Source organism: Alkalibacterium sp. m-11, from assembly GCF_054658155.1.
Genome location: NZ_BAAGIR010000060.1, coordinates 1 through 12,225 on the forward strand (window position 1 = coordinate 1; position 12,225 = coordinate 12,225).

Here is a 12,225-nt window from a genome sequence, read left to right on the forward strand (position 1 = left end):
ACCGGCGGCATTCAAAGAAATTTTGATTGGAAATCAGTCAAACCAAGAACAAATTGCTGCGTAATTTCTTTGGTGAGGGTTAATCCGATAGGATTGTGAAGCATTTATTAGGGTGCGAAACTTGAGTGATAAAGATATTATACTTGAGGAATATAATCACCTCACAACCCCTAATGATATCGTGGAATCAGTCAATGAAGTTAAATCAGATACTGAAAATACTTATAAACGTAATTCTCCCACGATACAGTTTACTGTGAGTAACTCTCAAAAAGAGTTCGTTAAAAACTCTTTGAAATTTGCGAAGAAGAGAGGTAAACAGACTAAAGAAATACCTTTCAGCAGTTATTGGCCGACATTCAGCAGCCTCAATGACAGACAGTTAAAATGGTATTTTTACTGGAGAGAACAAGTACTTAATAACAACTATATCGATGTAGATCTAAGTTACATTTTTATCTTTGTATACGAATTGCTTAACTATTCATTCAACAGCAAAGCCGCTTTTAATATCAGCATGCTGGTAAGACTCATGGAAAATTATGAGGACCGATTCCCTGAGATCAATAAATACTTAACCGAATGGATAGCAGATATGCTGTACGAATTAGGTGAAACAGACTTGGCTGCTCAGTGGGATACAACAGAAGACAGGATTCCTCCTTTATATAAGGAGATTCAACACAATAAAGACTCTCTGAACAGTATTTCTATAACCTACTGGAAACCTTATCTGAAAAATTATAGAGAGACAGAATTTTTCAAACAGAACAAGAATAAGATTTACAACAAATTCAAGCAGGGAATCGTCACAGTACAGAAACGAATAAATGACAATAGTGAAGACGTTCTGAATGAATGGTTTGAACAACGGGATAGAAGGATTGTCAGAGAACTCTATCATAGTGCCGTTATGGGCAGAAGATTCGACCCAGTACATGTATATGTTAAAGAATATAGACCAACAGATAAACTAACAGAAATGGTTTCGAACCTCTTTCGACTTTCCGAGAACATTGTTCGTTCAGAAAGTGGTGTCAAAAGAGAAATTAAAGTAGATGATTCAGTGCTACCTGAAAATCTTAGAAATGATTTACTAGACAGCAAAGACAGATTCAAAATGGTTCAGTCAAAAGAACAGTCTTCGAAAGGAAGTTCGATTCCTAAAAAGCCTGTCAATGAAGAGCCTGAAAGCAACATAATTAATTTAAATTGGGAAGAAATTAAGAGAAAAGAAAAAGAATTAGATATACTCCAAAATGCTATTGAAACATCAACAGCTAATGACATAGAACCGATAGTGGACAAGACAGACAAGAATGCCGTTACTTCTTTAGACGAAACAAATAACGACAGTTTTTTCAGTAAGGAAAAAAGTGCTCACGATTCAATCACTGCTATGGGTATTTTCAATGATGTAGATGAAGATTACGAAGGATTTCTAGATTCATTAAATTCAATTGAGAAAGAATTCGTTTTGATGTTTGAAAGCAGTATTGTATCATTTGAAAAAGCTGCAGCATTCGCCAAGAATAATGGTATGATGCTGACTGTATTACTGACAGCAATAAATGAAAAGGCTAACGAAAATCTGGAAGATATCTTATTTGAAGAAGACAGTGATGAAGTGAGAATAATTAAAGACTTTCAAGATGTATTCGATTATGTGAGAGGTGACTTAATTGAAAATTAAAAAAAGAGACTCAGCAGCTATATTGAATTCTCTATCAGGCGGAGTGGTTCCTAGCAGAGGACTGCACCATGTCATGGTAGGGCGTACCGAGGAGGCACAGCAGATTCTGAATGACCTGGAAATTATCGAGCAGGGATCATCAGTTGTGAAATTTTATATCGGAGCTTTCGGAACTGGTAAAAGCTTTATACAATCACTCATACAACAAATTGCTTTTAAACAGAACTATGCAGTTACTAAAGCGGATTTTTCACCAGTTAGACAGTTATATGGGCGAGAAGGAAAAGCAGTTGCAACTTATACAGAATTAATGAAAAATCTGGCAATTTCCACTAAACCTGACGGGAACGCTTTAAATGTTATTCTGGAAAAATGGATAAGCGGCGTTCAGAATAAAATCGTCCAGGAGAAACACTATGATTCGATTGAGTTGGAAAACCAGGAATTTATAAAAGATGTAGAAAAAGAAATAGTGTCTGTGGTTTCCAAAATGGATGAGTTGACCGGTGGCCATGATTTTTCTCGCATACTTAACATGTACTTCAGAGGGTTTGTTCATGATGATAAAAATCTTCAGCGTCAAGCTTTAAAATGGCTGCGCGGTGAATATAAAACAAAGACTGATGCCAGAAAGGATCTGGGAGTTAGAGAAATCATTACTGACACCAATTACTATGATTACATTAAGGTTATTGCCAAATTTGTTAAAAGCATCGGATACAATGGATTGGTTATTAACTTTGATGAAGCGATAAATATCTACAAAATTACTCACTCTCAGACTAGAAACAAAAATTATGAGACAATTCTAAAAATTTTTAATGATACGGTCCAAGGTAATGTAGAAGGGTTATACATTACCTTCGGGGGTACGCATGAATTCCTGGAAGATGAAAGACGGGGATTGTACAGTTATGGGGCACTAAAAAGAAGATTAGAAACAAATCCTTACGAAACCAAGGAGTTCAGAGATTTGTCTCAGCCAGTTATTAAACTGACTCCACTTAATCACGATGATACTTATCTGTTGTTATCCAAGCTGAAGGATATTCATGCTGCTCACCATGGGTATGTTTCTTCCGTTTCGCAAGAAGAGATTGTTTCCTTTATCAATGATCAATATTCCCGACCCGGTGCGGAAAATAACTTAACAGTCGGTCATATCATCAAACACTTTTTAAGTGTCTTGAATATCATTCAGAAGTATCCTCAATATGACAGAAGAGAAATTTTCAAACGTGCGGGCAGCGAAGAAGAACAAACTTCTGATGCTGTGACATCAAGATTTTCTAGTATGGAGGGATAATAATTAGTACTTTTGACTTGCTTTCCAAAAAAATACAGAAAAAGATTTGGGAGATGAAATGGGATTCCTTCACACCTATACAAGATATGGCGATTCCTGCAATAATAAATACTGATAAAGATATTATACTATCTTCCGGAACAGCCTCAGGAAAAACTGAGGCTGCATTCTTACCTATTTTGTCGCTGATTGAAAAAAATGCAGAACATAATCTAAAAGTTATATACATATCACCTTTAAAGGCACTGATAAATAATCAGTTTAATCGAATAGAGACCTTGTGTGAACACACCTATATAGAGATACACAAATGGCATGGAGATATCTCTCAGGCGAAAAAGAACAAATTTTTAAAAAATCCAGCCGGCATACTACAAATAACTCCAGAATCTCTGGAAAGTTTGTTTGTAAATAAGACTGAACAGTTAAGTCGCATCTTTCACGACTTGGATTTTATAATCATTGACGAAATACATTCTTTCATAGATTCTGAGAGAGGTATCCATCTTCGTTCGCTACTTTCAAGAATGGAGGATTACACTGCAAAAAGACCAAGGATAATCGGTTTATCTGCTACGATCAGTAATTTTACGCTTGTCAAATCCTGGGTCAATTCAAAGAATATCGATAATGTCGAAATTATCAATTCACTAGGCAGTGATAAAAATTTAAGGTATAGCTTAATGCATTTTGATAAAACTGATTTTATAAAACTACCTTTAGATCTTTTAAAGGACTTACGCGAGCTGACAAGACATCATAAATCATTGATTTTTTGTAATAGCAGAGGACAGGTTGAAGAGACTACTGTAATGTTGAATAAACTTGCAAATAAAGAAAATTTGGGTGAAACATATTATGCTCATCATTCATCCATCGACAAGAACGAAAGAGAATATGTAGAACGTAATATGGCCAATGCAAGCCTTCCTAAAAGCGTAGTGGCTACTAGTTCCCTTGAATTGGGTATTGATATCGGGAGCATCGACATGGTCATCCAAATCGACAGCACCTTTACGGTTTCTGCTTTAAAACAGAGATTGGGACGTTCGGGGAGAAAATCAGCTTCCAGTCAAATTTTGCAGCTGTATACTACTGACAGTAACAGTCTTCTACAGTCGCTGGCAGTAATGGAGTTAGTAAAAGAAAAATGGGTGGAACCAGCAACAGGATACCCCTTACCACTAGACATCCTTTTCCACCAGATCATCTCCATGTGTAAAGAAACTAACGGGATTCGACTGAATAACTTGATTGAGAGAATAAAGAGAAACAGTATCTTCTACTCAATGGATGAAGATAAAATACTCCACCTGATTGAAAGTATGGTCGACAACGATTTTTTGGAATTGATAAAAGGTCCAAACGAATTGATTGTAGGACTAGAAGCAGAAAACCTGCTAAGAGGCAAAGAGTTTTATTCGGTATTTATGTCTTCTGATCAGTATGATGTATTACATGGAGTCAAGAAAATAGGAAAGATAGACAAAGTCAGTCAATTGAATCCCGGTGATAATATTATTCTTGCTGGTAAGTTATGGGAAATAACACAAATTGATACTAAAAAAAGTAAAGTTTATGTCAGTAAAGCATACGATGGTAAAGCACCAAAATATCTCGGTGGTAATGTTAAGATACACAAGCGAATCGGTGAAAAAATCATGGAACTTCTATGCTCTGAAGAATCTTTTTCATATTTGAATGACGAAGCTAACAGCTTGCTATCAGATAAACGCAGTGCTTACCAACAGTTCTCAGTTAAAAGTAACGAAAGAATCATCTGGACAGATAGAGACACAACAATTTTTGAGACTTTTACAGGATCCGTCATTACTAAAACATTGGTATGGATGTTCAGATACCTAGGGGTCGATGTTTCCCCGCCAGATGGACTGGGAAGGATCAAGATGCTAAATATACCAAATGCCGTAGAAATACTTGCAGAAATAAAAAACAGAGAATGGGATGCAGATGAACTGCTAACTGTTACTTTAGATAAGGAAATCTTCGTCTCGAAATTCTATGATTATTTACCGGAAGACATGCAAAAAGAACTTCATTTTGCGCATGAAATAGATATCAGTGGGACGCTCGAATACCTTGAGGACCATGAGTTCAGATCCATTGAACTGTCTAGTTGATTTAGATATATACTACAATTTCAAACTATTAAACATAGGAGGAAATAAATGGACAATCTGCATGTCGAACTTCAAGAATACCATAACGGGATGATCAAACCGGATTATAATTTCGATAAAATCATTTATGACTTGAATACTGATATGAGTCTGCTGTCAAGCCAGGCAGATAAATATGATTATTTAATTTCTATAGGTAGTGGGGTCCTGAGTTCCATGATTGATATTATGTGGGTGGGTGGGTGAGTTCAGTTTAAAGCGCGGCCGAGATATTGGAAGTGAAGAAGTTGATAACTTTGTCATTAAAACTGCTAATTTGTTAGGACATGAATATGATGACCTGCAATCTTCAGTTCGATTTCTGGAAAATAAATTTCCTATCCCAAGAGATGGCGATACGCCGGAATTAGGTGGTAGTTTACAGCACCATCTGCGTGATTTTGCACATCATCCTACTATTGTTGGATTGATGTTTTCTTTGCTTACTCAATTCACACATCGATCATATGGGACAGATACGATGGGCAACTTTAAAGTCGTAAAAGTAACTGAAGCCAGCAAAGCCTACATCGGTATAGATATGCCATTTAAATTGTTCAATGGAACGATTACATGGTTCTTTCATCTTGTAAGTGATATGGCTGGTTCAAGCAGTACTGCTGGACTGAGCGGTGGAACCGGCATTCCGGGACCTCTGCTTTCTTTAGCCAAAGAACTGTCAGCCCTTCCTTTTTATATAAAATTGCGAGAAAGTGATAAACTAATATCTAAATTCGTTTCGAAACTATTTAACGGAACACTGCTTGCAAAGCGAGATGGAGAAAAAGAATTTAACCACTCTTTTTTTATAACTTCAAGTGATATATACTAATAGTTAAAGATAATCACTGAATTTAAAGGAGCAAGACCACTTATGGCTAAAGAACAAACTAAAACAATTTACCAATCTTTATGGAACAGCGCTGATATCTTACGTTCAAAAATGGATGCAAGTGAGTATAAGAACTATACACTAGGACTAATTTTCTACAAATATCTTTCAGACAACATGCTTCATCACGTTGCTGAACTACTTGAAAAACACGTCGATGATTTAAAAGAGGCTCAGGAAGTATATACAGAAGCCTTCAATGATCCTGAAATAAAAAGTGACCTGATCGATGAACTGAAATTCGATTTCTCATATGTGATAGAACCAGAGTTAACGTTCACTGCTTTGATTCAATCTATTTACAAAGGTCAATTCCAGCTGGAAGATTTGGCTCAGGCATTCCGTAATATCGAACAGAGCAGCGAAATATTTGAAGACTTATTTGAAGACATTGATCTTTATTCTAAAAAGCTAGGCGCATCTGTACAGAAACAGAATCAAACCATTTCTGCTGTGATGAAAGAGCTGGCAACCTTAGATATGGCTCACCAGGGGGATGTCTTAGGCGATGCTTATGAATACTTGATTGGCGAGTTCGCATCTGACTCTGGTAAAAAGGCCGGAGAATTTTATACTCCTCAGCCGGTATCCACCTTAATGACTCAAATTGTTTTGCATGGTAAAAAAGACAAAAAAGGTTTCACCGTATATGATCCAACAATGGGATCGGGATCCCTATTATTAAATGTCCAAAAATATACCAACGAACCAGGTACAGTTAACTACTTTGGTCAGGAACTGAATACCTCTACATATAACCTTGCACGAATGAATATGTTCCTGCATAAAGTCGACGTGTCCAATCAGCACTTGCACAATGCAGATACATTAGATGCAGACTGGCCGACAGAAGAACCGACCAACTTTGATGGTGTATTAATGAACCCACCCTATAGTGCAAAATGGTCCGGAGAGAAAGGTTTCTTAGACGATCCTCGCTTTTCTATGTATGGCGTATTGGCACCCAAGTCAAAAGCTGACTTTGCATTTCTGCTTCATGGTTATTATCATTTGAAAGATTCTGGAGTAATGGCCATCGTGTTGCCTCACGGTGTCTTATTCCGAGGGGGAGCAGAAGGAAAAATACGTAAAGCCTTACTTGAAAATGGAGCAATTGATACAGTAATTGGCTTACCAGCAAATATTTTCTTTAATACAAGTATTCCTACCACTGTGATTATTTTAAAGAAAAACCGTGAGACAAAAGACGTCTTGTTTATTGATGCCTCAAATGATTTTACGAAAGCCAAGAACCAGAATATTCTTGAAGATAAACATATTAAAAAGATTTTGGATACGTATGGCAATAGAGAAAATGTAGAGAAGTATGCACAAGTCGCTAGTTACGAAGAAATTGTCGAAAACGACTACAACTTAAATATCCCCCGCTACGTCGATACTTTTGAAGAAGAAGAACCCATTTCACTTGCGGAAGTGGCTAAAGAACTTAAAAACACGAGAACTAAAATAGAAGACTCTAATAATGAATTAGCTGAAATGATCCAGGAGTTGACTGCTTCTACCGAGGAGTCACAAAAGGAATTAGATGCATTCATGAAGTTGTTGGGTTACAAAAGTAATGATGGTGGTGAACGTCATGAGTAAGAATAACTTTAAACCTGAAATTAGATTTAAGAATTTCACTGATGCTTGGGAACAGCGTAAGTTAGGTGAGTATACAAAATATAGACGTGGTTCCTTTCCACAACCGTATGGGAACAAAGAGTGGTATGGTGGAGAAAACGCTATGCCGTTCGTCCAGGTAGTGGATGTTTCCAATAATTTAAAATTAGAGCCGAAAACCAAACAAAATATCAGTTCAATTGCTCAACCTAAAAGTGTATTTGTGAGTTCTGGAACTGTAGTGGTAACGCTTCAAGGAAGTATTGGAAGGGTGGCAATTACCCAGTATGACTCATATGTGGATCGCACCCTATTAATTTTCGAAGATTACGTAAGAAAAACTGATAAATATTTCTGGGGGTATACTATCCAAAATAAATTTAACATTGAGAAAGAAAAAGCCCCTGGAGGAACAATTAAAACAATAACTAAAGCTGCTCTATCGCAATTCGTTGTAAGTATCCCACTATATGATGAACAATCTAAAATTGGGATATTTTTGAAAAATATTGACAATACTATCACTCTTCATCAGCATGAACTAACCCTTCTAAAACAAAGAAAAAAAGCCTTTCTTCAGAAGATGTTTCCGAAAAAAGGAAAGGGTTTACCACAATTTCGTTTTTCTGAATTTAATACAAAGTGGAAAAATAGAAACCTTGGAGATGTTTCTCCTCTTAGAGGCGGATTTGCTTTCAAAAGTGATAAATTTACAACTGAGGGGATTCCAGTTGTACGAATAACTAATATACTCTCATCTGGAAAAGTTGGTGGTGGATTTAAATACCACGAAAGACAAGTTGATGATTATAAATATATACTACCCAATAAATCTGTTTTATTAGCAATGTCGGGGGCAACAACTGGAAAAGTTGCAATTTTATATAAATCTCCTGAAGAAAACTACTACCAGAACCAACGAGTGGGCTATTTTTCAAATTTAAATATTGTTGATTATGATTTTATTTCAACAATAGTAAGAACAAAAGACTTCATGAGGCAATTAGAAGCTGTCTTAGTATCAGGAGCACAACCAAACATCTCATCACAAGAAGTAAACTCATTTCAGTTTTACTTTCCAGTAAATAGAACTGAACAACAAAAAATCGGTAAGTTCTTTAAACAACTTGACGAAGACATCGAACTCCATGAACAAAAACTCGAAAAACTAAAACTAATGAAAAGAGCCTTCCTTCAGAAAATGTTTGTTTAATTCATTAAACTACGAATAGAGGTGACAAATATGGCTGTCTTTACGGCAGAACAAGCACTGGAAGAAAATCTTATCAAAAAACTCATCACCGGAGAGTCTCAGTGGACATATAGAGAAGACTTGCGGACTGAGAACGACCTGTGGGAAAATTTCAGGCAGAAGCTGGAAGCCAACAATAAAGACATTTTAGACGGGGTACCGCTGACTGAACAGGAATTTCGTCAGATTAAAAACGAGTTGAACTTTCCCAGTTTTTACGCCGCTGCTAAATGGCTGGCAGGGGAAAACGGCATTGCTAAAGTTCAAGTTCAGCGGGAAGATGCGTCACTTGGAACGATAAGACTACGCGTAATAAACCGCCAGGACGTCGCTGGAGGCATTTCCTCTTATGAAGTAATCAATCAGTTCAAGTCAGATAAACGATCCATAGAAGACTTAAATCGTCGCTTTGATGTGACATTGCTCATCAACGGACTACCTATGATTCATATCGAACTTAAAAATAGAGCCCATCCCTATATGGACGCTTTTCGTCAAATCAAAAAGTACTTAAAAGAAGGTAAATTCACCGGAATCTATTCCACTTTGCAGATGTTTGTCGTTACAAACGGTACTGATACCCGCTATATAGCCTCAGCTCAGGATACAAAGCTGAACGAACAGTTCCTGACTAAATGGGTAGATGAACACAATCAGCCTGTCACTGACTACATTGAATTTGCGGAAGCTGTTCTGTCTATCCCGATGGCTCACAAGATGGTTACTCAGTATACAGTGATCGATCACGAGAAGAAATCACTGATATTACTTCGCCCTTATCAGATACATGCGATCGAAGCCGTCAAACGTGCGTCAACCAGACAACAGTCAGGGTACGTGTGGCATACGACAGGATCAGGTAAGACGCTGACCTCCTACAAAGTGGCTCGGAACCTGCTTCAAATCCCCTCGCTACAAAAGACTATTTTTATTGTAGACCGGGTAGATCTGGACCAGCAGACCACGTCATCCTTTACATCCTACGCTGAAAATGATGTCATCGATATCGATAAAACAGATAATGTTAAAATGCTCATCAAAAAACTGCTCTCAGATGATCGGAATGTAATCGTGACTACGATACAGAAACTGGATATCGTAATGAAACGATTCAGAAATAGTGAGAACTCAAAGCGTTTTGAAAAGATGACACAGTTAAAATTGGCGTTCGTCGTAGATGAATGTCACCGTGCTATTAGTCCAGCAAAAAAACGTGAAATTGAAGAATTCTTCGTTTATTCCTTGTGGTACGGCTTTACAGGGACACCGATATTTTTAGAAAACGCGAAAAAAGTCGTGGGGGACTTGCCTCGAACAACTGCCCAACAGTATGGAGACTGTCTGCACGAGTACACAGTCAAGGAAGCAATACATGATAAAGCTGTATTAGGCTTTCAGGTTGAATACAAGTCTACATTTTCTGAAGAGCAGTTGGACAAAGCAGTACTAGCTGCATTAGGTAATAGTGAGATCGATTTAGATACGATGGAATGGGTCGATAAAGAAGCTCGCTTACCAAAAGATGTTTACGAAAAAGAAGCACATATGCTAGAGGTTATTAATTCCATAGTCAACAAATCGAGAAAAAAATTGGGTTTTCAGAACGCTCCTGAACCCACATTTAATGCAATTTTGACAACCTCTTCAATAGCACAGGCACAACAGTATTATGATTTAATCAAGCGTGTTAAAGCAGGTGAGGCCGCTGTAACAATTGATGAAGAAACGAAGAAAGTATTGCCTGACTTTCCAAAAGTGGCCATCACCTATTCAATCAGCGAAAACGAGGAAGCGTCAATCACAAATCAGGATAAAATGAAAGAGTCATTAAGAGATTATAATCATGAGTTCGGAACCAATTTTACGATAGAGACGATTCGTGCATACAACGGAAACGTAAACGAGCGTATAGCCCGTAAAAAGGATCTGTTCAAACTTCGTAGTGAGCAGCTCGATTTAGTGATAGTAGTGGACCGCTTACTTACTGGATTTGACGCTCCTTGTCTTTCTACTTTATTTATTGACCGGTCACCTATGCAGCCACACGACTTGATCCAGGCTTTTTCACGAACAAACCGTTTATTTGAAAAACCTAAAAAGTATGGACAGATTGTGACCTTCCAGACACCAAAAACATTTGAGCAGAAAGTCAAAGAAGCGTTAGTCCTGTATTCGAATGGCGGAGAAAATGAAGTCTTGGCTCCAACTTGGGAAGAAGCTCAGGCCACATTTATCGAAGCTATTAAAGATCTGAGAGACCTTGTACAGAAACCGGAAGATGTGGAAACTTTAAATAGGGCACAACTGAAGAAGTTTGTAAAAGCTTATCAGGCATTAGATAGAAGTTTTGCGGCCGTACAAGTCTACAGCGATTTTGAAATGGAACAGATGGGGACTGACTTTCCGATTCAGCTCAAGGAGATAGAAGAGTTCAACGGCAAGTATGTCAATGCATTAGATGATCTGAGAAATGAACCAGACGAAGATGATCCAATAGACATCGATATTGAATACGAGCTGGAATCAGTCAAGACAGAGGACATCAACTATGAGTATATCGTTATGCTTATCCAGGCATTCATACCAAGTGGAGACGATGAGTACGAGTTGCTTGCTCGTGAAGATGAAGTGTCCAATGCAGAAGTGAATAAGTATATCATTGAATTGGGTAAAAGCAATCCTAAATTATCCCTTGTCATGCAAAGACTGTGGGACGGCATCAAGCAGAATCCTGAAGACTTTAGAGATAAAAACGTTTCTAATGTTCTTGAAGACATGATCCAAAGTGAGGAGCAGGAATTCATCCATGACTTCTCAGAAAAATGGCATGTTAATGAAGACGAACTGACGTATGTTGTCGCTAATTACAATCCTAAGAGAGACAAGCAGAACGGGGAAAACGAACTCAAGCAGTCAGCAGATTATGAGGCCTACAGAGAAAAAGTAGAGAACCCCGTACCAAAACTGCGCTATTGGAAAACCGTTCGGTCAGATCTTAAGGAAGTGATGCAGAATGAGATATTGCCGTTGCAGAGAAAGTAATAACGCTTCTAAGTGCTAAATATATAATACTCAGAAAATCAATCTTAACTAAATTAATTTTTATACAATATAATATAACCTGAATAATTCATAGTACCTTGTCAGAACAAGCATTTATCCCGCTTTGATAAGGTTTATCAATCTATTCCTTATTCACCCGTTGGGTGAAGAAAAAAATATACAAAAAGAGCACACTCTATGTTATTGTAAAGTCGATCAAAACAACAAAAACAAGAG

Annotated in this window: 8 protein-coding genes; all 8 read left to right on the forward strand. The window is 37.3% G+C overall.

The annotated features are described in order from the left end of the window. The first annotated feature begins 121 nt into the window (after positions 1–121). The 8 genes from ACYQ2O_RS07390 to ACYQ2O_RS07425 are packed head-to-tail and all read left to right on the forward strand — an operon-like array spanning position 122 to position 11,988. On the forward strand, positions 122–1,693 hold the full coding sequence (locus ACYQ2O_RS07390) for a TerB N-terminal domain-containing protein (RefSeq protein ID WP_459796324.1): 1,572 nt from the start codon (positions 122–124) through the stop codon (positions 1,691–1,693). Then, positions 1,683–2,999 carry an ATP-binding protein gene (locus ACYQ2O_RS07395; RefSeq protein ID WP_459796325.1) on the forward strand — a complete coding sequence of 439 codons (1,317 nt, stop codon included), beginning with the start codon at positions 1,683–1,685 and terminating at the stop codon, positions 2,997–2,999. The genes ACYQ2O_RS07390 and ACYQ2O_RS07395 overlap by 11 nt, the downstream gene beginning before the upstream one ends. A gap of 53 nt (positions 3,000–3,052) precedes the next feature. Continuing rightward, positions 3,053–5,140, forward strand: a complete 2,088-nt coding sequence (locus ACYQ2O_RS07400; RefSeq protein WP_459796326.1) for a DEAD/DEAH box helicase — start codon at positions 3,053–3,055, stop codon at positions 5,138–5,140. 48 nt (positions 5,141–5,188) lie between these two features. Further along, a complete protein-coding gene (locus ACYQ2O_RS07405; RefSeq protein WP_459796328.1) occupies positions 5,189–5,386 on the forward strand; it encodes a hypothetical protein in 198 nt (65 codons plus the stop codon). After that, positions 5,379–6,011 (forward strand): hypothetical protein, encoded by a 633-nt coding sequence (locus ACYQ2O_RS07410; protein ID WP_459796329.1) that lies wholly within the window; start codon positions 5,379–5,381, stop codon positions 6,009–6,011. Before ACYQ2O_RS07405 ends, ACYQ2O_RS07410 begins: the two co-directional genes overlap by 8 nt. A gap of 42 nt (positions 6,012–6,053) precedes the next feature. Then, entirely contained in the window at positions 6,054–7,676 is a 1,623-nt protein-coding gene (locus tag ACYQ2O_RS07415) for a type I restriction-modification system subunit M (protein ID WP_459796331.1), read from the forward strand. Continuing rightward, positions 7,669–8,907 (forward strand): restriction endonuclease subunit S, encoded by a 1,239-nt coding sequence (locus ACYQ2O_RS07420; protein ID WP_459796333.1) that lies wholly within the window; start codon positions 7,669–7,671, stop codon positions 8,905–8,907. The genes ACYQ2O_RS07415 and ACYQ2O_RS07420 overlap by 8 nt, the downstream gene beginning before the upstream one ends. Before the next feature lie 30 nt (positions 8,908–8,937). Beyond that, positions 8,938–11,988, forward strand: a complete 3,051-nt coding sequence (locus tag ACYQ2O_RS07425; RefSeq protein WP_459796335.1) for a type I restriction endonuclease subunit R — start codon at positions 8,938–8,940, stop codon at positions 11,986–11,988. Positions 11,989–12,225 lie beyond the last annotated feature (237 nt).